The sequence below is a fragment of the Haladaptatus sp. R4 genome, from assembly GCF_001625445.1.
Classification (GTDB): domain Archaea; phylum Halobacteriota; class Halobacteria; order Halobacteriales; family Haladaptataceae; genus Haladaptatus.
The window spans coordinates 172852-197742 of the sequence record NZ_LWHG01000031.1; the positions used below are offsets into that span (position 1 = coordinate 172852).

At 62.8% G+C, this 24891-nt stretch carries 23 protein-coding genes and 1 pseudogene; 18 read left to right on the forward strand and 6 right to left on the reverse strand.

What is annotated here, in order from left to right; all coding sequences use genetic code 11:
* Nucleotides 1–12 precede the first annotated feature (12 nt).
* On the reverse strand, nucleotides 13–321 hold the full coding sequence (locus A4G99_RS21565; RefSeq protein ID WP_066148213.1) for a cupin domain-containing protein: 309 nt from the start codon (nucleotides 319–321) through the stop codon (nucleotides 13–15).
* Between the two features lie 147 nt (nucleotides 322–468).
* Between A4G99_RS21565 and A4G99_RS21570 the strand changes: the two genes are divergently transcribed.
* Nucleotides 469–861, forward strand: a complete 393-nt coding sequence (locus A4G99_RS21570; protein WP_066148216.1) for a hypothetical protein — start codon at nucleotides 469–471, stop codon at nucleotides 859–861.
* Here the strand turns inward: A4G99_RS21570 and A4G99_RS21575 are convergent.
* Nucleotides 853–2532 carry a right-handed parallel beta-helix repeat-containing protein gene (locus A4G99_RS21575; protein WP_066148219.1) on the reverse strand — a complete coding sequence of 560 codons (1680 nt, stop codon included), beginning with the start codon at nucleotides 2530–2532 and terminating at the stop codon, nucleotides 853–855. The genes A4G99_RS21570 and A4G99_RS21575 overlap by 9 nt on opposite strands.
* 400 nt (nucleotides 2533–2932) lie before the next feature.
* On the opposite strand from A4G99_RS21575, the gene A4G99_RS21580 reads away from it, so the two are divergent.
* The 3 genes from A4G99_RS21580 (at nucleotide 2933) to A4G99_RS21595 (ending at nucleotide 6108) form a co-directional block, all read left to right on the forward strand.
* On the forward strand, nucleotides 2933–4579 hold the full coding sequence (locus tag A4G99_RS21580) for a polysaccharide deacetylase family protein (RefSeq protein WP_223302104.1): 1647 nt from the start codon (nucleotides 2933–2935) through the stop codon (nucleotides 4577–4579).
* Nucleotides 4580–4715: 136 nt separating this feature from the next.
* Entirely contained in the window at nucleotides 4716–5639 is a 924-nt protein-coding gene (locus A4G99_RS21590) for a DMT family transporter (RefSeq protein WP_066148224.1), read from the forward strand.
* Between the two features lie 181 nt (nucleotides 5640–5820).
* Nucleotides 5821–6108: a hypothetical protein gene (locus tag A4G99_RS21595; RefSeq protein WP_223302105.1), complete on the forward strand. Its 288-nt coding sequence runs from the start codon at nucleotides 5821–5823 to the stop codon at nucleotides 6106–6108.
* Between the two features lie 117 nt (nucleotides 6109–6225).
* Here the strand turns inward: A4G99_RS21595 and A4G99_RS21600 are convergent, their stop codons facing one another.
* Together A4G99_RS21600 and A4G99_RS21605 are read right to left on the reverse strand one after the other, a co-directional pair.
* Complete coding sequence (locus A4G99_RS21600; RefSeq protein ID WP_066148226.1) at nucleotides 6226–7245, reverse strand: bifunctional oligoribonuclease/PAP phosphatase NrnA; 1020 nt, start codon at nucleotides 7243–7245, stop codon at nucleotides 6226–6228.
* Nucleotides 7246–7332: 87 nt separating this feature from the next.
* Nucleotides 7333–7782, reverse strand: coding sequence for an ester cyclase (locus A4G99_RS21605; protein ID WP_066148228.1), 450 nt, complete (start codon nucleotides 7780–7782; stop codon nucleotides 7333–7335).
* Between the two features lie 160 nt (nucleotides 7783–7942).
* On the opposite strand from A4G99_RS21605, the gene A4G99_RS21610 reads away from it, so the two are divergent.
* The 13 genes and pseudogenes from A4G99_RS21610 to A4G99_RS21665 all read left to right on the forward strand — a co-directional run bounded on the left by A4G99_RS21610 (nucleotide 7943) and on the right by A4G99_RS21665 (nucleotide 22457).
* On the forward strand, nucleotides 7943–8371 hold the full coding sequence (locus A4G99_RS21610) for a hypothetical protein (RefSeq protein ID WP_066148230.1): 429 nt from the start codon (nucleotides 7943–7945) through the stop codon (nucleotides 8369–8371).
* Nucleotides 8372–8501: 130 nt separating this feature from the next.
* Nucleotides 8502–9518 carry a universal stress protein gene (locus A4G99_RS21615; protein ID WP_066148232.1) on the forward strand — a complete coding sequence of 339 codons (1017 nt, stop codon included), beginning with the start codon at nucleotides 8502–8504 and terminating at the stop codon, nucleotides 9516–9518.
* Between the two features lie 221 nt (nucleotides 9519–9739).
* Nucleotides 9740–11107 carry a diaminobutyrate--2-oxoglutarate transaminase gene (locus A4G99_RS21620; protein ID WP_066148318.1) on the forward strand — a complete coding sequence of 456 codons (1368 nt, stop codon included), beginning with the start codon at nucleotides 9740–9742 and terminating at the stop codon, nucleotides 11105–11107.
* Nucleotides 11104–12615 (forward strand): aspartate aminotransferase family protein, encoded by a 1512-nt coding sequence (locus A4G99_RS21625; RefSeq protein WP_066148234.1) that lies wholly within the window; start codon nucleotides 11104–11106, stop codon nucleotides 12613–12615. Before A4G99_RS21620 ends, A4G99_RS21625 begins: the two co-directional genes overlap by 4 nt.
* Nucleotides 12612–14415 (forward strand): annotated as a pseudogene (locus tag A4G99_RS21630) (IucA/IucC family protein). The gene A4G99_RS21625 and the pseudogene A4G99_RS21630 overlap by 4 nt, the downstream one beginning before the upstream one ends.
* Entirely contained in the window at nucleotides 14412–15005 is a 594-nt protein-coding gene (locus A4G99_RS21635) for a GNAT family N-acetyltransferase (protein ID WP_066148235.1), read from the forward strand. Before A4G99_RS21630 ends, A4G99_RS21635 begins: the two are co-directional and overlap by 4 nt.
* Nucleotides 15002–16426: a lysine N(6)-hydroxylase/L-ornithine N(5)-oxygenase family protein gene (locus A4G99_RS21640; RefSeq protein ID WP_082837990.1), complete on the forward strand. Its 1425-nt coding sequence runs from the start codon at nucleotides 15002–15004 to the stop codon at nucleotides 16424–16426. Before A4G99_RS21635 ends, A4G99_RS21640 begins: the two co-directional genes overlap by 4 nt.
* A 4-nt stretch (nucleotides 16427–16430) precedes the next feature.
* Complete coding sequence (locus A4G99_RS21645) at nucleotides 16431–18296, forward strand: IucA/IucC family siderophore biosynthesis protein (RefSeq protein ID WP_082837993.1); 1866 nt, start codon at nucleotides 16431–16433, stop codon at nucleotides 18294–18296.
* 232 nt (nucleotides 18297–18528) lie between these two features.
* Nucleotides 18529–19152: an archaellin/type IV pilin N-terminal domain-containing protein gene (locus A4G99_RS21650; protein ID WP_066148237.1), complete on the forward strand. Its 624-nt coding sequence runs from the start codon at nucleotides 18529–18531 to the stop codon at nucleotides 19150–19152.
* 144 nt (nucleotides 19153–19296) lie between these two features.
* Nucleotides 19297–20403, forward strand: a complete 1107-nt coding sequence (gene wtpA, locus A4G99_RS21655; protein WP_066148239.1) for a tungstate ABC transporter substrate-binding protein WtpA — start codon at nucleotides 19297–19299, stop codon at nucleotides 20401–20403.
* Nucleotides 20404–20452: 49 nt separating this feature from the next.
* Nucleotides 20453–20614, forward strand: coding sequence for a hypothetical protein (locus tag A4G99_RS27910; RefSeq protein WP_223302106.1), 162 nt, complete (start codon nucleotides 20453–20455; stop codon nucleotides 20612–20614).
* The gene (locus tag A4G99_RS21660; RefSeq protein WP_223302107.1) at nucleotides 20572–21441 is read left to right on the forward strand and encodes an ABC transporter permease; all 870 of its coding nucleotides are present in this window, start codon (nucleotides 20572–20574) and stop codon (nucleotides 21439–21441) included. Before A4G99_RS27910 ends, A4G99_RS21660 begins: the two co-directional genes overlap by 43 nt.
* On the forward strand, nucleotides 21438–22457 hold the full coding sequence (locus tag A4G99_RS21665) for an ABC transporter ATP-binding protein (protein ID WP_066148241.1): 1020 nt from the start codon (nucleotides 21438–21440) through the stop codon (nucleotides 22455–22457). Before A4G99_RS21660 ends, A4G99_RS21665 begins: the two co-directional genes overlap by 4 nt.
* Here A4G99_RS21665 and A4G99_RS21670 read toward each other — a convergent pair.
* Together A4G99_RS21670 and A4G99_RS21675 are read right to left on the reverse strand one after the other, a co-directional pair.
* Nucleotides 22441–23283 (reverse strand): hypothetical protein, encoded by an 843-nt coding sequence (locus tag A4G99_RS21670; RefSeq protein WP_223302108.1) that lies wholly within the window; start codon nucleotides 23281–23283, stop codon nucleotides 22441–22443. The two genes, A4G99_RS21665 and A4G99_RS21670, sit on opposite strands and share 17 nt — an antisense overlap.
* Before the next feature lie 52 nt (nucleotides 23284–23335).
* Nucleotides 23336–23728 (reverse strand): helix-turn-helix domain-containing protein, encoded by a 393-nt coding sequence (locus tag A4G99_RS21675; protein ID WP_223302109.1) that lies wholly within the window; start codon nucleotides 23726–23728, stop codon nucleotides 23336–23338.
* Nucleotides 23729–23902: 174 nt separating this feature from the next.
* Between A4G99_RS21675 and A4G99_RS21680 the strand changes: the two genes are divergently transcribed.
* The gene (locus A4G99_RS21680) at nucleotides 23903–24886 is read left to right on the forward strand and encodes an aldo/keto reductase (protein WP_066148243.1); all 984 of its coding nucleotides are present in this window, start codon (nucleotides 23903–23905) and stop codon (nucleotides 24884–24886) included.
* Nucleotides 24887–24891 lie beyond the last annotated feature (5 nt).

Consider the following 24891-nt stretch of genomic DNA (forward strand, 5'->3'; position numbering starts at 1 on the left):
GGAGTTCCGTTTTCAGTACTCCGGCGGCACGTACAGGTTGACGGTTTCCAGCGGTTCCTCCCCGGTGTTCGTGATCTCGTGCGTCTCCCTTGGCTCGATACAGACGAGGGCGCCCGCCGACAGGCCGACCGTCTCGCCCGCCACGACTGCCTTCCCCCGTCCCGAAATCACGAACAGCCACTGTTCGTTCCCCTCGTGGCGATTCTCGGGTCCGCCCGTCGATTGTCCGGTCGACAACACCATCGAGGCGGCCTGCGCCCGTTCGGTTTCCAGCAACACGTCGAACCAATTCGCCGCGTCCGCGGTCGTCGTTCGCTTCATACGCCCCGTTCGTTCCGCGTCGGAAGAAACGTTCGGGCGAAATCGGTCGGACGGAATCGGGTGGGATCGGGCGGGAATGGTCGGTCTCCCCCGCTCGATCCCATTGCCGCGGATTCGTTTATCCCCGTCCGGCGCGTCCTTTTCGGTATGCCACAACGAAAGTTCGCACGGGAGACGGCGGGCGGCGGATTGCTATCGGTGCTCTATCGACTGCGACGCGGGGATGCGGTCACGGTCGGAACCGACACCGGAACGCTCCGGGACCCGCGCGAGTTCACGGTCGAACGGGTCGCCGAGGAGCGCACGGCGCGGGACGGCGAAATCTACTACCGGGTCCACCTACGCGGCCCCCGGGACGGCCACTACGTGTTGATGCCGGAGAAACCGCAGGGAAAGGGCGCACACGTGCCGCCGGAGTTGTTCTACCAGCATCCGACCGACCGCGACAGGTGGGACGAACCGGAGGAGGAAACCGAGGGAAGCGTCGTCTTCCTTCGACTTTCCGCGGGAGAACCAGCGGCGGCGAATCGGTCAGACTGACTCCACGAACAGGTCGAGTTTCGAGTTCGGCGCGTTCGTGGTGAGTCGCACGCCGTCGAAATCGCCGTTTTTCGCCGTCCGATACTCCACGCCACGAATACCGCCACCGACGCGCCCGAACGTGAGTTTCGGACGCTGTGCGTAGGGTTTCTCGAATTTCACCGTTGCGTGTCCCAATTCGTCGACGGCCACGCCGCGATGAACGTCGAACGCTGGCGTGTTGTTCCGGACGCGCGACGTCGGGCTAGAGACGTGCCACGGTCCCCGCACGTCGGACCAGTTGCCGTCGTAGCAGTTGTCCGCCCCGTCGCCTTCCACGATTGCCGGTCCGCCGCTCCGGTAGATGCGGTTTCGCCGGACGAGATTTCCCTCGCTCCGGACTAACATCCCGGCTTCGTGGCCCTTTCCGGCCGCGTAGTTTCGGATTCGGTTGTTCAGGAGTTCGTGATTCGTCTCGCCACCGGCGGCGACGAGTCCGATGCGGTCGAGATCACTGAGACGGTTTCCTTCGACCGTGACGAACCGGGCGTCGGCGAGCATGATCCCCGTCCGCCCGGTCCCCGAAATCGTGTTTCGGGACACGATGCCGTCCTCCGCGCCGTCGATCCTGATGCCGTCGCTCGCGACGTTTCGAATCCGATTTCGCGCGACGACGAAATCGGTGATGCCGTCGGTAACGTTGATTCCCCGCCCGCCGTAGCCGTAGAGGTCGTTGTCGACGGCGGTGATGTGGTTCGCGTGGGCGATATCGAGCGAAATACCCGAGTAGTCGTCCCGTTTCTCCTGTGCGCTGACGTTGTCGGCGATTCGAACGGCGTGAGTCGTCCCGTCGAAGCCGAGGTGAAAGAACGACTTGTGGTGTCCGAAGCCGAGGTTGTTCGCGATGAGGACGTAGCCGCCGTTACCCTGCGTTTTATCGCCGCCGAGACCGATCAGACTGCCCTCTCGGTTGTTCCCCAGCACGTTGCCGACGACGGCGATGTGTTTCCCTTGTCGATGGCGTCCCCGTCGCCAGATGTCACAGGAGATAGAGCGGTCGAGTCCGTTCGTGACGGTATTTCCGGAGACGACGACGCGCGTGCCGCCGACCTGGATTCCCCTGTCGCCGATGTCCTCGATGCGATTGCCGAGGATGCGAACGTTCCGACTCTCCCGTTCGGCGCTGATGCCGCTCCCGCCCGTGCTGTGTTCGTGGTAAGGATGCGTTCGCGTCACGTAGTTTCCCGAAATCGTGACGTTCTCGGCGTCACGGACGATGATGCCGTGACAGAGCTTCGTGAAGATGTTCTGCTCCTCGGGGTTGCCGTCGAAGCCGATGCCGCGAATCGTGACGTTCTCGCAGTGGCGATGATGGCCGATACGGAACCCACCGACGTTGGCGTCCGCCGCCGGTTTGATGAGCGTCCGGACGCCGGGACCGACGACGGTGACGTCGTCCACGTCGATGTCGAGCCACCCCGTCGTTCGATAGGGTGCGTTCTCCCCCGTGATGAGGACCGTCTCGCCGGGCGAGAGGTTCCTGAACGTGGCTTCCAACTCCGCCGTCGAGGTGACGATGGAATCAGCGACCCCGAGTTCGTTCGCACGGCCGCCGCTCGCCCCCCATCCTGCGAGTGCGAACGCCAACCCAGCAGTTCCCCCTAGTACCCGCCGCCGTGGAATTTCGGGCATTCTCCGTGAGATGCACGACGCGAACCACCCACTGATTTGTGGCCGAAATTTCACGTTTCGACGGTGACCGGGCGGCGGTGTGCGGGCAGTTTCGTCGGGGAGTAGACATCGGTTGTCTCGGTTCAGGGTTCGAGATACTCCGGTTCAGGGTTTCAGCCACCTCGATTCAGGCTCAACCTCCTCCGTTTCAGGCCGTGGAGTGCCCCGTTTCAGGCTCCGGAACATCCCTCCACAGGTGGCGAATAACAAACTCGTATTCCGCCGTTTCGCCTCGTGAGATGGTTCCTGCCGAACGTTCAACGACGAGCTACAACGCGGCGACATGCACGCCTCCGAGAAACGGACGAGCGAACGAATCCGAGAACGAATTCCAACGCGATTTTCGCACGAGGGGAGTGCTGTGACCGGCACACCGACACCCACTCGACGCGGGTTCTGTGCGTCCGTTGGCGCGGTTAGTCTCTCCCTCCTGAGTTCCCCCGTTACCGCCCGCTCGACGGACGGGCCGGACGGGCGGGTCGTGTTCATCTACGACGATTCGCCGGAGGAAGATTACACCGAAACGTTCCCCGTGCATCGGGACGAGGGCGTTCCGGGCTGTATCGCGGCAGTTTCCGACCGCATCGGGCATTCGTCGTGGCTCTCTCCGAAGCAGTTGCAGGAGATGGAGGGTGACGGCTGGGAGATCATGTCCCACTCGGTTCGGCATCGAGCGCTGGGAGCGATCGCTGTCACGCGGGACATCGAACCGGGAGATACGAAGGTGTACGTCGAGTCGAACTTCCACGACCGGGTTCCCGGCGACGAAATCGTCGTGGAGGACGGCAATCGGTCGGCGACGTTCAGCGTCGCCGACGGTGGTGAGGATTCCTCGGGGGAGTACCTCGTGAGCGAGAAACCGCTCCGGACCGGATTTACGGCGGCCGACGGCGTCACCGAACGCTACACCGACGAGCGGATCCGCCGTTCGCTCGCGGATTCGAAGCGGACGCTGGAGGGATTCGGCGTGGATATCTCGGCCATCGTGCTCCCGTTCGGACGGACGCAGGGACGGGTGCAGGAACTGATCCCGGAGTACTACGACGTGCTCGCCAACCAGCATCACGGCGGGTTCAATCCGCGGAAATCGCTCGATCCGTATCACCTCGGTCGAACGGTGTTCCGCGGCGACGACCTGTCGACGTCGGAAATCGGGAGCTTTCTCGACAAGGTTCGGAGCGAGAGCGCACTCGGAATATTCGTCGGCCACAGTCGGGAGGAGACGCTCACGCCCGCTCGCGTTCGGGAGACGATTCGCATGTCGAAGGATCGGAACCTCGAAATCACCACCCTCCGCGACGCTCTCTCCGATTTCGGTGTGTCCACGGGAAGTCCGACCACGACGACCCAGTCCACGGCGACGCAAACGACGACGGATACCGCGTCACGCTCGTCGGCAACTGGTGGTCGGAGACGACGCCGGACACGACGTCCGATGCGGGCGGAACGGACGGCGACGGCGATGGCTCGCCGTCGATGGAACAACTCGGTGCGGTGTCCGTACTCGGAGCGCTCGGTGCCGGTATCCTCACCTACACCCGCCGGAACGAGTGAGCATCGTCCCTCGACGTTCTGGAGTCGATACCGACAACTCCCTGTTTTCGACCCTATTTCGAGTCGGCCGGATCGACCACGAATCTCCGTTTCAGCCCCTGAGAACTTCACGAGCGCGAACAGTAGGGCCTCAATTCTTTTACAGGGGACGGGAGTAATCTTCTCCGTATCGTGCGATAGAACACAGCGGGTAACTCAGAAGGTAACCATGTCCACACAACGCCATCCCACTCACGGCGCGGCGAGCACGCGTCCGAACGACGAACGCTACGCGGTGGTCGTCATCACGAAAGCCGAAGGGATGGAGGTAGTCCTGCACGGGCTTCAACGGCGACGGGCGGAACGAATCGCGGCCCGGAAGAACCGAAACCGTGACGCGATGACGAACGTCCAACCTGTGCGGGAGGACGAACTCGAAGAGCGTAGCGCCCAACTGAAACACCCCGACGACTGATCGCTGCGATACATATCACGACGGCACTCCACGGTCCGTCGTATTTTTTCAACGAACTCCCGTCTCCGAGGTTACCCTACCGGCCAACCTCGCTCCCGTCAACATCGCTTTATCCGTCCCCCGTGTCGGAACGGACGTGAGAAACTCCCGTTTCGTCGCCGCGCTGTTCGCCTACGTCGCGTTGGCGTGGGGCGGTTCCTACGTCGCCATCTCCGTCGGCTTGCACAACCTCCCGCCGGTGTTCTTCGCCGCGAGTCGCCTCGACATCGCGTCGGTCATCCTCCTTCCGGCCGTCGTCTACCGATACGACGACTGGCGGCCGAAACTGACGGGTGACTGGCTGACCATCGGTGCCGCCGGGTTGTTCGTCGCCGCCGGAGCGAACGCCTTCCTCTTCCTCGGCCAGCAATCGACCCCCGGTCCCGTCGCCGCCGTGATATTCGCGCTCAACCCGATACTGGCGTCGCTGTTCGCGTGGCTGCTGTTGCCGAGCGAGCGGTTGTCCGTCGTCTCGGTGTTCGGCATCGTCCTCGGTATCGTCGGCGTTGCGGTCGTCGCGGAACCGAGCCCCGACATGCTCCTCTCGGCGGCGGGACTCGGTCCGTGGATCGTCCTCTGCGGTGCGGCCAGTCTCGGTTCCGGAACCGTCCTCACGCGTCGATTCGAGACGACGCTTCCGACGCTCGTGACCACCAGTTGGGGCCTCCTGTTCGGCGGTCTCTTCCTCCACCTCGTGAGCGTGGGTCTCGGCGAGCACGTCTCGACGGGGTGGAGTTCGACGCTCCTGCTCTCGGTCCTCTATCTGGGGCTGATCGCCACCGCCGGGGCGTATTCGGCGTACTTCGAACTCATCGATCGCATCGGTGCGGTTCGAACCGCGCTCGTCTCCTACGTGGTTCCCGTCGTCACCGCCATCGCGAGTTGGGTGATCGTCGGCGAGACCATCACCGTCCACACCGTCGTCGGGTTCGTCGTCATCGCGGTCGGGTTCGCGTTGACGGAACGGCGGACGCTCATCGCCGGGCTTCGTCGAAGTCGTTGGATCGGAACGGACGCATGAGCGGGACGGAATGAGGTGGTAGAGAAAGAAATTAGTTGATTTGTTGAGAACATTCGGCAAACATGGTCCGCACGGTTTCCGACTGGTTCCCCGACCGCTCGCCGACGTGGGGGGAAATAACGATAGTACTGTTCTCCAGTTTCGGAACGGTGACGAGCCTCTTTGACCTCGGTACGATTTCGTGGTGGTGGGTCGCCGTCGGATTCGTCCTGACCGGGACCGCCGTCGGTCCGCGGGAACCACGACGGCAGGAAAGCGGTTCGGACAGTGGTTCCGGGACATTGGCGTCACCGGGAGAACGTCTGCGATCATCCTCTTTGCCGTCGTCGTCTGGGGAACGATGTTTACCGTCGATATTCCGGTTGTCGCGGTCGAGAGCTTCGTTGCCGGGATCTGGGTCGCGCTTATCCTCTATCTTCTCGCGTACATCGTGAAGACCCGTGAAATCGGCGGCTGGCGAGCGAGGTAAGGTGAGGACTGTTTCCGAAAATTCCCTCGAAATCGAGACCAGTATCGTCCTCATGTCCGTCGTCAACCGCTCGAATCAGCTCACGGACGAGTGATACGGAGACAACGGTCGAATGTCCTAGTCCTCTTCCAGTGCCAACGCTTTGAAGAACCGTTCTGACACGATGTCGAACAGTCGTTCGTTGATGGCGGGCGAGTCCATGTCGCTGTCGGCGAAGATGCCGAGCGAGACCTGTCCCCCGGCGCGGTCCTGATGCCCCCCGGCGGTACCGAAGTCGGCGAAGGCTCCGTTGAGGACCGCGCCGATGTCGATGCGGGGGTCGAACGACCGACCGCTGAGCCAGAGGTCGCCGTTGACTATGCCGATGACGAGCACGGTTCGGACGCCTTCGAGTCGAAGGAGGTAGTCCGCGGCCTGCGGAAGCGCGCCGCTGTCGGGGGTTTGCCCGATGCTGGAGACGAGGACGGACCCGCGCAGAGTGCGGTGGTGAATCGCCCGCCCCACCGCGTCCAGCGTCTCGGGCGTGAGCGACGACCCGTACACCTCCTCGATGAGGTCGATGTCGGCGTGCGGGAAGAGGTCGAGCGCCGCCCGGTAGTCGAGTTCGGTCGGGTAGCGGATGTCGTCCAGTCGTTCGCGGTGGATGGCGAACAATAGCGCCGAGGCGACCAAGCGAGGTGGCTTCCCGTTCAACTTGGTCACGTACTCCGCGAGTATCGCCGCCGTCGAGCCGTACTCGGGGCGCGCGTCCACGAACGACGCCTCCGTCTCGGCGATCGATTCCACGTTGTCGATGACGACGTCGGCGGAGACGGTCGACGGCATTTCCACCTTCGTCCCCGAAATCGAGTGGTCAACGAACGCGACGAGGTCGTACTCCTCGAAGGCGGTGTCGTCGATCTCGTTCAGTTCGATGTCGAAGATGCTGATGAACGACCGGATCTCCTGGTGCGTGATGTGCCCCTGATAGAAGATGTCCGTGTCGTGCACGCCGTTTTGTGTTGCGATCCATTCGAGCGCGTAGGCACTCGCCAGACAGTCCGGGTCCGGCTGGTGATGACAGACGATCGCGAGCGACTCCGTCTCCTCTAAGGTGGTTGCCAGTTCTTCGGGTTCGCCGACAGCTATCTCTCCCATTCTCCATCCCCTGTAGCACTATGTGTCTGTCAAACAGGAAGCTACCGGTTGGTTTCGCCGTCGGTCGGAAAAATGGAAGTCGAACGGCTATTCGGTCATCTCTATCAGGTCGTCCGGCATCGGAACGACGCCGAGTTGCTGCATCATGCCGAGCATGTCCCAGTTGGCCCACGTCTGGGTGATTTCCCCGTCCTCGACGCGATGCATGGCGAGACCACTGATCTCGAACGTCTGGCCCGTCGGTTCGTGACCCATGAAATCGCCCTCGTGGGTGCCGGTCTCGGTGCCGCGGAAGACGACCAAATCGCCTTCGCCGATCATCTCCTCGATGGTCACTTCGGCGTCCGGAAACGCCTCCCCGAACATTTGAATCATCTCCTTGAACTCCTCGGGACCCTGCGCACCCGACGGTGCGTCGGGGTCGTATCGGACGTAATCCTGCGCGAGCAGTTCGTCTGCGACCGCTTCGTCCCCCTCGTTCACGAATTCGTTGATGAGTCGATTGACTACTTCCTTGTTTTCGTCTACGTGTTCCATACTGTCCCCCAGACATCGTTACGCCGTCGGGGTACAAATTGTTGTCTGGGAGTCATCTCCGATCGATACCGGATGCAGGATCGGATTCATCGGCTGTCGAGTTGAATACGATAATCGACTGGCAAACACTTATTTAGCGACCGGTGTGCAACTATGTGTCATGGCGAGCAACGCCGACCACAAGCAAGCGGTGCTCGACTCGAACCCGGACGACTGGCGAACCGACGATGCGCCGGACTCGTTCGTGTACCCGAACCGGGACATCACCATGGAACGGATCGGGGACTGGACGCCCACGTCCGCCCCGTGGGAGGAATGGACCGCCGCCGACACGCTTCGACGTGCGAAATACCGTCTGTATCACGACGGTGCCGCGTTCGACCAGTTGGACGTTCTGGCCCTCGACGACGGAACGTTGCTCCCGATGCCCGACTACGGTCCCCCAGAAGAAAAGCCGGACGCCGCGCCCAACGAGTACGTCCTCAGGCTGACGCGCTATCAGGACATGCTCGGCCGTATCGCCACTGATGGCGATTTCGAGAGCGCACGCGCTGATGTAGGCGTCGTCGTCCGTGAAAAAGGGAGGTGAGAACGGGAACGGGACGGCCAGCGATCGAATCAGCCCCTTCGGACCGTTCACCGACTGACGAGAAAATTCAACTCGAAAACCGTTCTGACGGCGCTGGTGCATTGATATGTCTGCCCGGTGTATGCCATTCATGATTTTCGACCCAACGGCGGAGCACGACCCACTCGAAACGGCGGACGGTCTCGTCACGGATGGCGGAACGGCGGAGGAGAGCATCGAAATCGAGTTCGTCATGGAGGAGGACGAGGACGTTCACGATGGGGACCGAATCCTCGTGCCGATTCTGGACACCCAGACGGACGACGAACAGGAGTACGACATCAAGCGACTACTCGGGGCCGCGTCGTCGCTGGCGCGTTCCCGGGACGGCGTGGTGCATCTGGTCAATATCCTGCTCTTCCCTGCACAGACACCGCTCGACACCGTCGCGCGGGACTCCACGATCGAGGAGGAACGGAAGAAAGCACGTGATGACGTAATACGGCTTTTGGATTGGGCCGAGGATAACGGGTTTCGAGATTCGATGCAGGGGAGCGTCTGTCTCGCGCACAAGGAGGCGAGGACCCTACAGCAACTGGTCGATGAGGGGGAGTACGACGCGGTGTTCCTCGGGACGCGGAAGCGGACCTCACAGCGACAGCGGTTGCTTCGCGGCGACACGATCGAGCGGTTCCTCGAATCCGCGACCTGTGACGTGTACGTCGAACGGTTCGGACTGGAACCGTACGTCGAGGAGTTGGGGTCCTCGGCCGAACAGGCACACCGGCTCCTGCTGGCCGTCGCCGATAGCGTCCACTCCGATTTGGCGGTCGACCTCGCACATGCACTGGCGACGGCCGCGGGCGCTCGAATCGATATCGTTCACTGCGTGTCGACGGACGCCACCGAGGAGGAGATGGAGGCGGCGAGACGACTCATCGAGGACGTCGAAACCCGACTCGGCGACGTTCCCGAGGCGAGTTCGAGTATCGTCAAGACGGAACACGCACCGGAAGAGATCATCCATCGCTCGAACAACTACGACGTGACCATCCTCGGCGCGACGCGCGAAACGCTCCTCCAACAGTTCATTTCCGGGTCGCTCCCCGAACGCGTGCGTCTCGGTGCGAAAAGTACGGTGGTAATGGCGAAACGCGGCGAAGACTGATCCGTCGAACACGTTTTCATTTCGATGAAATAACCGCAGTGGATTTGATAAATATTACATCAGTATTCCCGAACATTGTCGCACAGCAACGTTTTAGGATAACCTAAAAATCGGAGCTTTTACGGTGGATTAGGTCGGCCTAAAAACTGTATGCAACGATGCAAGCCCCAAAGGACACGGAGAGCGACGGCTTTACGACTCGATTCGATGGGGAGGGTCCGATGACCCGCTCCGAAAGCGAGCGACTGCTCGAAAAGCAGGCGCGTCGCGAGTCGAACGCCCGAACCTATCCGCGACATCTCCCGCTCGCCATCGAACGAGCGGAAGGCGTGAAAGTCGAGGACGTAGACGGGACCACCTACTACGACTGCCTCGCGGGCGCGGGGACGCTCGCGCTCGGCCACAATCACCCGGCCGTCGTAGGGGCCATCGAAGAAGTGCTGGACGCGAACGGACCGCTTCACACGCTCGACATCACGACGCCGACGAAGGACGCCTTCGTGGACCGACTGTTCGAGAGTCTCCCCGACGACTTCTCGGACTCCGCCCGCGTGCAGTTCTGTAGCCCGGCCGGAACCGACGCCATCGAAGCGGCGCTGAAACTCGCCAAGACGGCCACCGGAGACCGCTCCGTACTCGGGTTCCAGGGCGGCTACCACGGAATGACGCACGGTGCGCTCGGGTTGATGGGCGACACGGACGCGAAAGAGGACGTTCCGGGAACGATGCCCGACGTCCACCACCTGCCGTATCCGTACGACTACCGCTGTCCGTTCGGCATCGGCGGCGAGGACGGCCACCGAACGTCGAGCCGATACGTCGAACGCCTGTTGGACGACCCCGAGAGCGGTATCACCTCCCCCGCCGCGATGGTTCTCGAACTCGTACAGGGGGAGGGTGGCGCGATTCCCGCACCCGACGACTGGACGCGTGAAATCCGACGCATCACCCGCGAACGCGAGATTCCGCTCGTCGTGGACGAAATCCAGACGGGTCTCGGGCGGACGGGCGAAACCTTCGCCTTCGAACACGCGGACATCACCCCGGACGTGGTGACGCTCTCGAAGGCGGTCGGTGGCGGACTCCCGCTCGCAGTCGTCGTCTACGACGAGTCGCTCGATGTGTGGGAACCCGGCGCGCACGCCGGAACGTTCCGCGGCGATCAGTTGGCGATGGCCGCCGGTGAGGCGACCATCGAGTACGTCCTCGAAAACGACCTCGCGGGACACGCCGAACGGGTGGGGAAGCGACTCCGCGACCACCTCGAAGGGACGGGGGAGGCGTTCGACGCCATCGGCGACGTTCGCGGCCGTGGCCTGATGCTCGGAGCCGAAATCGTGGACGTGACGTCCGAACCGGACGAGTTGGGGAGTTTCCCCGTCGCACCCGACCTCGCGTCGGCCATCCGTGCTGAGTGTTTCGACCGCGGCCTCATCGTGGAACTGGGCGGACGCCACGGGAGTACAGTCCGGTTCCTGCCGCCGCTCGTCGTCACGAAGGACGACGTCGACGCCATCGCGGAACGGTTCCACGAGGCGGTCGGTGCGGCGGTCGAACAGGAACGACCGCAGGGGGTGAACATCACATGACGCCGATGAAACGGGAGCGGGACGAACGGACGTCCCCGGAATCGCTGTTCATCGGCAGCGACGAGGGCGATGACGCGTACCGAGCCGCCATGAACCGAGCGGTGGATGCGGTGCTCGACTCGTCGGACGGCGACCCGTACTCCGGTCAGTCGCCCGCGTCGCTCCGTGACCGATTCGCGGACGAGCGGATGATTCCCGAGGAGGGCGTGGGAATCGAGGAGGCAATCGAGGCCGCCGCGCCGATACTCGGGAACTCGGTCCGCGTCGAGAACCCGACCTGCTTCGCTCATCTCCACTGTCCTCCGACGGTCCCCGGTTTGGCCGCCGAGGCGATGCTCTCGGCGACGAACCAGTCGATGGACTCGTGGGACCAGAGTCCGGCGGCGACGACGGTGGAAACCCGAATGGTCGAGGAACTGTGTTCGCTCTTCGGCTACGACGCCGACGCTGGCGACGGCGTGTTCACCAGCGGCGGTACGCAGTCGAATTTCCTCGGCCTGCTGTTGGCCCGCGAATGGTTCGCCAAGGAGCGCTTCGGCACCGACGTACAGCGCTCGGGACTCCCGCCGCGCGCGAAGGCGATGCGAATCCTCTGCTCCGCGGAGGCCCACTTCACCGCCGAACAGGCCGCCGCTCATCTCGGACTGGGCGAAAACGCCGTGGTGACCGTCGAAACCGACGACGACCGCCGGATGTCCCCGGACGCACTCGACCGAACGGTCGCGGAACTCAACGAGCGGGAACTGATCCCGTTCGCGCTCGTCGGCACCGCCGGGACGACGGATTTCGGCAGTATCGACCCGCTCGGCGAACTCGCGGAACGGGCCGAGGAACACGACCTCTGGTTCCACGTGGACGCGGCCTACGGCGGTGCGCTGGCCGCGAGCGACCGACACCGCGAGCGTCTGGCGGGTATCGAGCGGGCCGACTCCATCTCCGTCGATTTCCACAAACTGTTCTATCAGCCCATCAGTTGCGGCGCGTTCCTGCTCCGCGATGGCTCGCAGTACGAACACATCGCACGGAACGCCTCGTATCTCAACCCGGCGGGCGACAACGCGCCGAACCTCGTCGCCAAATCCACCCAGACGACGCGGCGGTTCGACGCGCTCAAACCGTTCGTGACGTTTCAGGCGCTCGGCCGGGACGGATTGGCGACCCTCATTGACGGCACCATCGACCTCGCCGACGACGTCGCGTCCCTGTTGGCGGACGATGACGCGTTTGAACTGCTCGCGGAACCGACGCTCAACGCCGTCGTCTTCCGGTATCGGCCGACCGAGAACCTCTCGGACGAACGGGTGGGCTGGCTGAACGAAGCGATACGCGAGTCGTTGCTCCGGGAGGGAACGGCCGTCGTGGCGCGGACGACGGTGGACGGCGTTCCCGCGCTGAAGTTCACGCTCCTCAACCCACGGACGACGCTCGATGACGCGGCCGAGGTGCTCGACACGATTTCCAAGCGCGGCGATTCGCTGTGTGCCGTCTCGCCGGAGGTGAACCGATGAGTCACCTATCGGAAGTGGACGAGCGGACGGCCGCCGACGCGTCGGCGGTCGCCGGATCAGCGACGACGCACGCCTTCCTCAACTCGTATCTGCGGGAGACGGGGGCGGGGGAACTCGTCGATTCGACCGCACCCGCCGGGCAGGCGATTCGGTTCGAGTTGCCGACCGTCGGCGTCGAAATCGTCGCGCCGCTGTCGTACCGCTCCCCGACCGGTCGCCACCTGTTCGACCTCCCGGCGCGGTTCCGAGCGGGGGACGATAACGACTGGACGGACCTCGACTACGCCACGCTGGCGTCGCTCGTCGTCAAGGAACTGTCGTTGGAGCGGTCGGGCGACAACGTCGCCGACGAACTGCTCTCCCGCGTGCTGTCGAGCAAACGTGCGACCGAGCGGTTCTCGACGCGCGCGCGACGACTCGGAGCGACTGTACGGCACCGACTTCGAGTTCACGGATGCGGAACAGTCGCTCGTCTTCGGCCACCTCCTGCACCCGACGCCGAAGAGTCGGGAGGGTATCGCACACCGCGACGCGCCGACGTACGCTCCGGAACTGCGCGGGTCCTTCCCGCTCCACTACTTCCGAGTCTCCCCCGAACTCGTCGCGCACGATTCGGCGCGGGACGAATCTGCGGTCGAGTGGGTGAAGGAGGAACTCCGCGAGGATTCGTCGGTTCCCGAGTCGTTCGTGTCCGAACACGTCGAGGGCGACGACGCGCTGATTCCGGTCCACCCGTGGCAGGCCGAGCATCTGCTTCGGAAGCCGTTCGTGGAGTCGCTCGTGGAAAACGGCTCCCTCGAACATCTCGGTGCGGTGGGTCGGGAGTACTTCCCGACGTCGTCGGTTCGAACGCTGTACAGCCCGGAATCGTCGTTCATGGTGAAGGGGTCGCTCGCCGTCACCATCACCAACTCCGAGCGGACGAACAAGCGGCCGGAACTGGAACGCGGCGTCGCCATCACCGAACTGATGGACACGGAACTCGGCGACGAACTGCGCTCGCGGTTCCCGGGGTTCGACGTGGTTCGCGACCCGGCGTATCTGACCGTCGAAGCGGGACCTGAGCCCGAATCCGGGTTCGAAGTCGTCCTCCGCGAGAACCCGTTCCGCGGCGAAGATGCGAAGAGCGCGACGCCCATCGTCGGCCTCTGTCAGGATTCGATCGGTGGAAACTCGCGGCTCGGGAACATCGTGTTGGAAATCGCGGCGCGGGAGGGTCGAAGCACCGCCGAGGTCAGCGAGGAGTGGTTCCGTCGGTATCTCGAAATCTCGGTTCGTCCGGTGCTGTGGCTCTACCTGACCCACGGCATCGGGCTGGAGGCCCACCAGCAGAACAGCGTGCTGACGCTCGCGGAGGGGTATCCGGACACGTTCCGCTACCGTGACAATCAGGGCTACTACTTCGCGGAATCGACCCAAAGCGACGTCGAGGAGTATCTCCCCGGCGTCGCCGAGCGTGCCGACACGCTCGTTTCCGACGCGCTGGCGGACGAGCGAATCCGCTACTACGTGATGCTGAACAACACGTTCGGCGTCATCAACGCCTTCGGCTGTGCCGGACTCGCCGACGAGCGCGACCTGCTTGCTATCCTCCGCGAGGAACTGGAATCGCTCGCGGAGTTCGAGCGCGAGGAGTCCTCGTTGGTGACGAGCCTGCTCACCGAGCGCCGACTGCCGTGCAAGGCGAACCTCCTGACACGGTTCCGCGGCATGGACGAACTGACCGGGACGCTCGAAAACCAGTCCGTCTACTCCGAGGTCCCGAACCCGCTCGTGACGGAACTGGAGGGACCACGATGACCGGGGCCGCCGGGCTCGTAGCGTCGAACTACGACTACCAGACGTACGACGACGACGCGGAAGCGACCGTTTCGTTCCGACAGGCCGAGATGGAGCGCGACCTGGGTCGACTCCACCGCTGGCTGAACGAACCGCACGTCCTGCCGTACTGGCAGTGGAACGACCCGCTTCCCGAATTCCGCCGGAAACTGGCCGACAAGTTGGCCGACGACCACCAGACACTCTACGTCGGCCACCTCGACCACGTGCCGATGAGCTACTGGGAATCGTACTGGGCCGCGGACGACGACCTCGCCGCACACTACGACGCCCGTCCCGCCGACCAAGGCATCCATCTGCTCATCGGCGTGCCGGAGTTCCTGGGCCACGGCTACGCGAAGCCCCTCCTTCGGGCGATGACGGCGTTCCAGTTCCGCCACGACGAGACCGACCGGGTCGTGACGGAACCGGACGTTCGCAACGACAAGGTCATCAGCGTCTTCGAGGCGTGCGGGTTCGAACCCCGGCGCGAGTTGTCCTTGGAGGAGAAGGATGGCCTGCTCATGGTCTGTGAGCGCGACCGGTTCGAGTCGGAGGTATTGGGTCGATGACCGATTCCTACGACGTGGTCGGCGTCGCCCTCGGCCCGTTCAACCTCGGGTTGGCGGCGCTGTTGGACGACACCGACTGCGACGCGCTGTTCCTCGAACAGAAGCCCGAGTTCGAGTGGCACGGCGGCATGCTCATCGAGGACGCGACCCTCGAAGTGCCGTTCCTCGCCGACCTCGTGACGCTCGCCGACCCGACCAGCGAGTACAGCTACCTGAACTACCTCCGGGAGACGGACCGTCTCTACGAGTTCTACTTCTACGAGACGTTTCAGGTTCCGCGGCGGGAGTACGACGACTACTGCAAGTGGGTCGCCGACGCGCTCGAAAGCACGGCGTTCAGCCGCCGCGTGACGGACGTTCGCTACGACGATGCCGACGAGGTGTTCCACGTCACCGCACGCGACCCGAAAAGCGGCGAGACGGTCGAATGCGAGGCCGACGACGTCGTGGTCGGCGTCGGCAGCGTCCCGCACGTTCCGGAGGAATTACAGGGACATCCGGAGTCGGACGTGTTCCACACCGCGAGTTATCTGGACCGGCGGGAGCGTTGTCTCGACGCCGAAGCCATCACCGTCGTCGGGTCGGGCCAGAGCGCCGCCGAGGTGTTCCTCGACCTGCTGAAACGCCAACCGGAGGCGGGCTACCGGCTCGATTGGTTCACGCGTTCGGACGGCTTCTTCCCGATGGAGTACTCGAAGCTCGGGCTTCAACACTTCACGCCCGAGTACACCGAGTACTTCTACGACCTCCCACAGGAGCGAAAGGACTCGATCCTGCCCGAACAGGACCTGCTGTACAAGGGAATCGACCCCGAGACGAGCGAGGAAATCTACGACCTGCTGTACGAGCGCTCCATCGGCGATTCGGACCCGGACGTGGGCATGCTCGCGATGACCGAGGTGGAAAATATCGAGGAGGCTGGCGACGGCTACCTCCTGACCTGCGAGCAGCGACAGACGGGCGAACGGTTCGCTCACGGGAGCGACGTGGTCGTCCTCGGAACCGGCTATCATCGCCCGCAATCTCCCTTCCTCGCCGGAATCGAGGACCGCATCGCCCGCGACGCGAAGGGTCGCCTTCGCGTCGCCGAGAACTACGAGATAGAGTTCGACGGTGCCGGACGGCTGTTCGTTCAGAACCCCGGACTCCACAGCCACGGCGTCGGCTCACCCGACCTCGGACTGTGCTGTCAGCGAAACGCCGTCATCATCGAATCCCTCCTCGGCGAGGAACGGTATCCGACCGACGAGGACACCGTCTTTCAGGACTTCTCCGTCGAGCGATTTTGTGAAAAATCGCCCGACAGCGAACGATTGCGCGACGGTAAGGAATTGGGCGACGATGAGCGGTCGAACGACGGCGACCGCTCGGCCGACGAACGAGCCTCTGACGAGCGGACGGCGACCACACGGGAGGACTGACCATATGCAACGGACACCAATTCACGACGTGGACGGGACGAACGGAGTCGAAAACGAACGATTCGAGGACGCGGACGAGGCGAACGGAATCGAGTACGAACAACTTGAGGACGCGCTCTCCCCCGAAATTTGGGAGACCGTGGGCCGCCGACTGCTGGCGAAGATGCTGGCCGAGTTCAGTTACGAGGAGCTCATCGCCCCCCGGAAAACCGAGGACGGGTATCTCCATCTCGGGTTATCGGACGGCATCGAATATCGGTTCGAGGCCGACGAACGGCTGTTCGACTGGTCGAGCGTCCATCCCGATTCCATCGAGCGCCGGGAATACGGCGACTGGGAACCGGCGACGGATCCGATCGAGTTCCTGCTCGACGCACGGAAGACCATCGGCGTCTCGGACATGACCGCCGGGCACCTGGTTCGGGAGTACCGCAACACGATGCTCGCCGACGCCCACATCGAGGGGAAAACCCGGGACGGTGAGCGGGACCTCACCGCACTCGACTACGCGGAACTCGAAGGGGAGATGACGGGGCATCCGTGGATAACCTACAACAAAGGGCGACTCGGCTTCGGCTACGAGGACTACCTCGACTACGCGCCGGAGCGGAAACAGCCCGTGACGCTCTCGTGGCTGGCGGTATCCCGCTCGCGGGCCACCTTCAGCGCCGTGACCGACCTCGACCACGAGTCGCTGGTTCGGGACGAACTCGGCGAGCGCTACGGAGAATTCCGCTCGAAACTGGAGTCCAAGGGGCTCGACCCGGACGACTACTACTTCCTGCCGGTTCACGAGTGGCAGTGGGAGGACAGCATCGTCCAACTGTTCGCGGACGAAATCGCGTCGAACGCCATCGTCCCGTTGGGTGACGGGCCGGACGAGTACCTGCCCCAGCAGTCGATTCGGACGTTCGTGAACATCGACGAACTGGAGCGCCATCACGTCAAACTGCCGCTCAAAATCCTCAACACGCTCGTCTACCGCGGACTGCCGGGCGAACGGACCGAGGTCGCGCCGATAGTGACGGAGTACGTCAAGGAAATCTACGAGGACGACGAGTACCTCCGCGAGGAGTGTGATCTGATCCTCCCCGGCGAGATCGCGGGGCTGAACTACGACCATCCCGACTTCTCGCGGCTCGATGGCTCCGCTTACCAGTACGACGAACTGCTCGGTTGCGTGTGGCGCGAGAGCATCTACACCTTCCTCGACGACGACGAACGGGCCATCACGCTGTCGGCGCTGATGCAGGTCGAGGACGGAACGCCGTACCTCGAATCGCTCGTCGAGACGTCCGACCTGTCGATGGAGGAGTGGCTGGACGAACTGTTCTCGACGGTGTTGCCGCCGCTGCTTCACTACCTCTATCGGTACGGAACGGTGTTCTCGCCGCACGGCCAGAACACGATGCTGGTGCTGAAGGAGGGCCGCCCACATCGACTCGCCGTGAAGGACTTCGTGGACGACGTGAACGTCAGCGACCAACCCTTGCCGGAACTCCAGTCGCTTCCGGAGGACCTCTCGGACGTCCTGCGAACCGAACCGCCGGAGGGACTGTGCCAGTTCATCTTCTCCGGCCTGTTCGTCTGCGTCTTCCGGTACGTCGCCGACGCGCTGGAGACGCATTCGGACTATTCGGAGGAACAGTTCTGGTTGGGCGTGCGTGATGCCATCGAGGCGTATCAAGCGCAGTTCCCCGAACTGCAGGAGCGATTCGAACTGTTCGACCTGTTCCAACCCGAGTTCACGAAGCTCTGTCTCAACCGAAACCGGTTGCTCGACTACGGCTACGAGGACGCCGACGGTCGCCCGCACGCGTCGGAACACGGGACGGTCCCCAACCCGCTTCACGAAGTGGCGGACGAATAACACGACCACGGACCGAATCGCGGTCGATTTTTACCCCTAGAGAAAAGGACAAGACCAATACTATATTTTACGTATATTGCTTCATTTTGCCTTAGTAGGCGTTCTAATGCCTCACCAGAGATAAAGAGATACAAATCTATTTTGATAGTAAACGAAAAGTTTTAAAAGAGTACTGTTATGATGGACATGCGTGTCCGGGACTCTCCGATATAGCACCGGGCAAACGAGAATTATGAAAGACATACTTCAAAAGCGACTCGACGACCGCGGTCAGGTCGGCATCGGGACGCTCATCGTGTTCATCGCGATGGTACTGGTCGCCGCGATTGCGGCGGGCGTGCTCATCAACACGGCGGGTTTCCTCCAATCGAAGTCTCAGCAGACAGGACAGGACAGCAGCGCACAGGTCTCCAATCGCGTCGATATTGTCAGCGTGTACGGTAACGTCTCCGACAACAGTCACGTCGACCTCGTCAATTTCACCGTCATGCGCGGGTCGGGTTCGGACGACATCAACCTCTCCCAGGCGACGATAGAGTGGATCGGCCCGGACAACGCGACGACGCTCGTCGGGAACAACTCCTCGATGGTCGGCAACAAAGTCGTCATCGCTCCGTCGAGCAACGAGTTCGCTATCAGTCCGATCAAGGACACCGATGAGTCGCGTCCCGTGCTCAACAGCCAGGACGACCGACTTCGACTGACGGTCCCCGCCGACCTACTCAGCGACGACGGCAACGGACTCTCGGAAGGGCAGACCGCACACGTGAAGATTACCACCCAGTACGGTGCGACCACGGTCTATCAGGTCTCCATCCCGCAGTCGCTCTCGCAGAAGAAAGCGGTCACAGTCTAAGACCCGCGAGACGAACCGACGTTTCTTTTCGGTCTACTCGACACTCCAGCGACGGCGATTCGCACGCCACGGTCCCCATCGACAGGAGTGTCAGCTATGCAACCACAACCGTTATATGCTGATCGATATAACGATGTTCCATTCATGGGAAGCCGACCGACGATAACGCGACGGCGATTGCTTCGCGGGGTTGGAACGACAGGCGCTCTCGCACTCGCCGGGTGTACTTCGAGTGACGACAGTGGCGATGGTGGGGGCGACGGGAGCACGAGTTCGGACGAAACCGATTCGACCGACGGGGGAACTTCGAGCGAGGAAACGACCTCCTCCGACCTGAAGGGTTTCTCCGGGACGATGACCATCTTCCACGCGGGAAGCCTCTCCGCGCCGTTCGACGCCGCCGAGAAGAAAGTCGAGTCGAACTACGACGTACAGGTCAATCAGGAGGCGAAGGGTTCGGTCGATTCCACGCGGAAGATCACCAACCTCGGCCGGGCGGCGGACGTGCTCGGCGTGGCCGACTACCGCCTCCTCCGGGACATGATGCTTCCGAAGCACGCGAAGTGGTACGCGGTGTTCGCGACCAACGCCATGACCATCGCCTACACCGACAAATCGACGGGGTCGGACGAAATCTCCGCCGACAACTGGTGGAAGATTCTCGGGCGTGACGACGTCACGTTCGGGCATTCCGACCCCGCCGCGGACCCGAACGGCTATCGCTCCGTGATGTCGATGAAGCTCGGCGCGATTCCGCTGGACGGCGAGAAACTGTTCGACGAGAGCACGTCGAAGAAACTCATCGACAAGTCCAAGGTCCCGTCGAGCACCGAAACGGACCTCCTCAGTCAACTGCACTCGGGCGACCTCGATTACGCGTGGGAGTATCAGTCCACGAGCGCGAGCCACGACGTGAAGACGGTGGACTTACAGCCCTCGGTGGACCTCTCGAAAGCCACGAAGAAGTACGCCGAACACTACGCGAAGGTGAGCGTGAAGACGGACAGCGCGACGTACACTGGAGCGCCCATCGCCTACGGGATGACGGTCCCGAGCAATGCGAAGAACACCGAGGCCGGGAACGCGTGGGTTGAATACATGATCACGGAGCCAGGAGGGAAGATACTGAAGGACAACGGCTTCAAACCGGTTTCCCCTGCGGTCGTCCCGAAGAGTCAGAAGGACGCGGTCCCCGAGACCATCATGAACGACGCGGAAGCCAAATCGGCACTCGGCCCGCTCAAGCTATAGCCGGACTCCGAACTACCGCCGAGACCCGACACGGACCAATAGAAAACCAATGAGCGATTCCAACTACGAGGACGGGCGATATCGAACGACTTCCACGGCGATGCTCGGTCGGGGGTCGGTCGTACTGACGGTGCTGACGGTCCAAGCACTCGCGTTCGCTCGCTCTACGTGCTCGGCCATCCGACGCTCTACATCGGCGTCGCGCTCGTGAGCGCCGCGCTGTTGGGGTGGCGGGCGAACCGTGGCTGGTTCGGCGTGGCCGCCGCGACGTTCGGCGTCGTCCTCCTGCTCGCGCTCGGCATGCCGTTCGCCATGTTTTTCGTCAATCAAGAACCGGACCTCCTCGTCGAGACGGCCACGTCGTCGGAAGTTCACACGATGTTGTACCTCACTATCTACGGCCCGCTCCTCGCCACGGTTGGGGCACTCGTCTTCGGCGTCCCGCTCGCCTCCCTCCTCGCCCGCGGCTTCACGGGACAGGCGATAGTGGAGAGTCTGGTCGATCTGCCGCTCGTCGTTCCCCACTCGGTCGCCGGAATCCTCATCCTGTTCGGCTTCGGAAAACACGGGCTGTTTCCGGGGATGTCGGTGTTGACCACGATGACCGGAATGGTACTGGCGCTGACGTTCGTGAGCGCACCCTACGCGGTCAACACCACCCGTGAGGCGTTCGAATCCATCGATTCGGGACTCGAATACGCCGCGCGAAGCCACGGCGCGACGCCGTTCGAGACGTTCCGCCGGATTCAGGTGCCGCTCGCGTCTCGCGGCATCGTCACGGGCGGCGTCCTCGCGTGGGCGCGCGGCGTCTCGGAGTTCGGCGCGATTGCCATCGTCGCCTACAGCGTGAACTTCTTTTACCCGTTCACCGGAAAGGAGACCGTCTCACAGCACGCGCCGGTGTACATCCTCGACACGTATCGATCCGCGGGATTGCAACACGCGAGCGCCGTCGCGTTCATCTTGCTGGTGATGAGCGCGGGCATCTTCCTCGTCGTTCGCCTGCTCACGGGAACGAAATCGGGAGGATTCCTGTGAGTTTCGACGTGGACATCGCGGCGACGTTCACCACGGAAGGAACCGATTCGTTCGACCTCGAAACAGAGTTCTCGGTCGAGACGGGCGAGACCCTCGTCGTCCTCGGCCCGAGCGGGAGCGGCAAGACGCTCCTGCTCGAAACGGTTGCTGGCTATCACGACCACGACGGTCACGTCGGGTTCGACGGCCACGACGTGACGGACGACCCGCCGGAAGAACGGGGCTTCGGCTTCGTGTTTCAGGATTACGCCCTCTTTCCGCACATGACCGCGCGGGAAAACGTGGCGTTCGGGGCGCGCTACCACCCGGAAGCACGCGACGCCGATACCGTCCTCGCCGACCTCGGCGTGGACCACCTCGCGGACCGTCGCCCGGAAACGCTCTCCGGCGGCGAGCGCCAGCGTGTGGCGCTGGCGCGTTCGCTGGCCATCCGTCCCGCCGCACTCCTACTGGACGAACCGCTTTCCGCGCTCGACGTGCCGACGCGCGAGGCGCTCCGCGACGACCTCCGGGACCTCGTCGCGGACATCACCGCGATTCACGTCACCCACAATCGGACGACCGCCCGGGCGCTCGCCGACCGAATCGCTGTCATGCGCGACGGTCGTATCGTTCAACTCGGCTCCGTGGAGGACGTGTTCCACCGCCCGGCGACGCCCTTCGTCGCGTGGTTCACCGGATCGAACTGTCTTCCCGTGTCGGCGCTACCGGACGGCACGATTTCCGGGTCGTCGGCGACTCACGTCGCGATTCGGCCGGAGTACGTCGAACTGGATGGCTCGAATCCGACGGCGATGGCGAGCGTCACCCGCATCACGCCGCGGGACGGAGACGATAGGGTAACGCTCACGCTCGGCGACGAGGAGGTGACGGCGTTCAGCAACGCGGCGCTGACGGTCGGCGAGTCGGTGCCCGTGACCCTCCCGACGGACCGTCTCTGGTCGATCGAGGGCGGAAAAGCGGTGGAACCGTCGTCGGCCGCGGTGCGGCGACCGACGATTAGCGGTTTCGGGTAAGAGACCGCTCACCCGAGAACGGCAGCCGCCCCGAGGAACCCGAATCCCATGAATCCGAAGACGAGGAGAGCGTATGCCTCGACCGCGGTGGCGTCCGGGTTTCCGGAGACGGCGAAGGCGACGAAGACTGCGAATGCGAGAAAGAACACACCGAAGGCGACGAGTGCGTAGCGAACCGCCGAATCAGGACGGTCGTACTCCGGTGAATCGGCTTCGACGGCCGCGGAAAATACTGACGCCGCTTCGGTCGCGCGGACTCGGGAAGGACCACGAACCGCGGCGTCGAGACGTTCGACGCGCCCGCAACGTACGACAACCAGTGAACGGTCACTCCGAGGAGTGCGAAGCGGCGGACGTTCGCCAGTCCGTCCAGCGGAACGTCCCGGTCCCGGTACGTCATCGTTTGAGCCACGGCGTCGATTTCTCCCTCTGACCGGACTGCTGAAACGAGTACCATCGGAACCGCGATGAGGGAAAATAGGGAAACGAAGGTGACGAGGTTTCCGAACCCGAGCGTCAGATAGACCACGCCAACGCCGAACAACGACGAGACGAACAGCCAGCGGCGGTCGAGCGACCACGGGCCATCGGTCGACGCGAAAAGCGGTCGAACGTGGGTCTCCCACCTGAAGACGGCGAGCAGGAGCGCGACCGCCAGCGCGCCGCTCGGAATGGGGTTCCCATCCAGCACCAGCATTGCCGAGACGAACACTGCGAACACCGGCATCCCGAAGATGACGCCGAACGAGCAGTACGACAGCAACCGAAGCACCCGCGAGTCAGCAGGTGTGATCGACCACTCGATTCGGTGCGTTCCGGTAGCCATATCTCCGCATTCTTTTCAACGAATTATAATTTCATGGGTGTGTTGTGAACGATCAGTTCGTCTCCAGCGGATAGTCGTCGCCCAGCCACCAGACGATGAACTCAATGATAACCGGCTTGACCTCACGGAGTTTCCGGGTCGCCTCGTACTCGACGTGCGGTGGAATCTCGTCGTACGAGCGTCGGGTGACGAGGTCTTGCTCGACGAGGTCGGAGAGTCGCGCCGAGAGGGTCGTCCGTGGAATCTCCAGTTCGTCGCGGAGTTCGTTGAACCGCCACGGGGACTGTGACGCGGCGACCGTCGAAGCGATCAGCATCATGTGCGACTTGCTGAAGAAATCGAACATCTCCTGTTTTTTCTCGACCATCGCTTTGGTCTTCTCGTCCGTTTTGACCGCCATCGTCGGCTCCTTCTGATGTTCGGGTTCGGAAGTCATTTCGTCCATTCACCCACTCCGCGTCTCACACCTATAATCCTTGGTTCGACTATAGTCGTCCTCGTGGTCGTTCTACCACGGTATCGGCCGCCGGAGTTAGTATGATTCGTCGTACTTGGTGTCGTGATAGGAACTTGACCTCTTATCTCGTTCGATGGCTTTCCCTAACTCGGAAGGAAACCAATGGAATACACGACACTCGGCGGTACGGGAACGACGGTCAGCAGAATCTGTCTCGGTTGTATGGGTTTCGGTCGCTCGAACGGTGCGGGTGCCGATGCATACTACGTCTCAGCCGACGAGGAGCTAGCTTCCGAAGTCATCGACCGAGCGATAGACCTCGGAATCAACTTCTTCGATACGGGGACTTTCTACTCGAACGGTGAGTCCGAGGAAATCCTTGGCAACGTCCTCTCCGAATACGACCGCGACGAACTCGTGGTTGCGACCAAGGTTGCACCTCGACACCCTACCGACGAGGAGGACAACGCGGGCGGACTTTCGCGGAAGGCACTCGAACAAAAAATCGAACACAGCCTCGACAGATTGGGGATGGACACCATCGACCTCCTTCACATCGCCCGGTGGGATTACGATACTCCCATCGAGGAGACGCTCAAAACGCTCGACGATGCGGTGCGACGCGGCAAGGTTAGATACATCGGCGCGAGTTCGATGTGGGCGTACCAGTTCGCGAAAGCATTGTACACCAGCGACTCGCTGGACCTCGAACGCTTCGTGACGATGCAGAACCATTACAACCTCGTGTATCGCGAGGAAGAACGAGAAATGAACCCGCTCGCGAGGACGGAGGGGGTGGGCCTCATTCCGTGGAGCCCCCTCGCCGGGGGCTACGTCGCCCGTCCGCACGAGGAGCAGGATCAATTGCGGCCTTCCCCCGGGGAGGGTTCACTTTACGACTCCGAAGCGAGCCGCGAGATCAACGAGCGCGTGCAGGAACTCGCGGACGACATGGGTGTCTCGATGGCCCAGATCGGCCTCGCGTGGCAGCTTTCGAAGGAAGGAGTCACGGCTCCGATCTACGGCACCACGAGCGTCGAACACCTCGAAGACGCCGTCGAAGCCGTCGAACTCGATCTCTCCGACAGCGACATCGACTATCTGGAAGAACCCTACGAACCGGTCGAAGTAACGGACAACTTGTAGACGCT

Bases quoted from the DNA above. Each gene is read 5' to 3' on its own strand.
- A4G99_RS21565 (WP_066148213.1), bottom strand. From the start codon at position 321: ATGAAGCGAACGACGACCGCGGACGCGGCGAATTGGTTCGACGTGTTG.
- A4G99_RS21570 (WP_066148216.1), top strand. From the start codon at position 469: ATGCCACAACGAAAGTTCGCACGGGAGACGGCGGGCGGCGGATTGCTA.
- A4G99_RS21575 (WP_066148219.1), bottom strand. From the start codon at position 2,532: ATGCCCGAAATTCCACGGCGGCGGGTACTAGGGGGAACTGCTGGGTTG.
- A4G99_RS21600 (WP_066148226.1), bottom strand. From the start codon at position 7,245: ATGGGAGAGATAGCTGTCGGCGAACCCGAAGAACTGGCAACCACCTTA.
- A4G99_RS21605 (WP_066148228.1), bottom strand. From the start codon at position 7,782: ATGGAACACGTAGACGAAAACAAGGAAGTAGTCAATCGACTCATCAAC.
- A4G99_RS21610 (WP_066148230.1), top strand. From the start codon at position 7,943: ATGGCGAGCAACGCCGACCACAAGCAAGCGGTGCTCGACTCGAACCCG.
- A4G99_RS21615 (WP_066148232.1), top strand. From the start codon at position 8,502: ATGATTTTCGACCCAACGGCGGAGCACGACCCACTCGAAACGGCGGAC.
- A4G99_RS21620 (WP_066148318.1), top strand. From the start codon at position 9,740: ATGACCCGCTCCGAAAGCGAGCGACTGCTCGAAAAGCAGGCGCGTCGC.
- A4G99_RS21625 (WP_066148234.1), top strand. From the start codon at position 11,104: ATGACGCCGATGAAACGGGAGCGGGACGAACGGACGTCCCCGGAATCG.
- A4G99_RS21635 (WP_066148235.1), top strand. From the start codon at position 14,412: ATGACCGGGGCCGCCGGGCTCGTAGCGTCGAACTACGACTACCAGACG.
- A4G99_RS21640 (WP_082837990.1), top strand. From the start codon at position 15,002: ATGACCGATTCCTACGACGTGGTCGGCGTCGCCCTCGGCCCGTTCAAC.
- A4G99_RS21645 (WP_082837993.1), top strand. From the start codon at position 16,431: ATGCAACGGACACCAATTCACGACGTGGACGGGACGAACGGAGTCGAA.
- A4G99_RS21650 (WP_066148237.1), top strand. From the start codon at position 18,529: ATGAAAGACATACTTCAAAAGCGACTCGACGACCGCGGTCAGGTCGGC.
- wtpA (WP_066148239.1), top strand. From the start codon at position 19,297: ATGGGAAGCCGACCGACGATAACGCGACGGCGATTGCTTCGCGGGGTT.
- A4G99_RS27910 (WP_223302106.1), top strand. From the start codon at position 20,453: ATGAGCGATTCCAACTACGAGGACGGGCGATATCGAACGACTTCCACG.
- A4G99_RS21670 (WP_223302108.1), bottom strand. From the start codon at position 23,283: ATGGCTACCGGAACGCACCGAATCGAGTGGTCGATCACACCTGCTGAC.
- A4G99_RS21675 (WP_223302109.1), bottom strand. From the start codon at position 23,728: ATGGACGAAATGACTTCCGAACCCGAACATCAGAAGGAGCCGACGATG.
- A4G99_RS21680 (WP_066148243.1), top strand. From the start codon at position 23,903: ATGGAATACACGACACTCGGCGGTACGGGAACGACGGTCAGCAGAATC.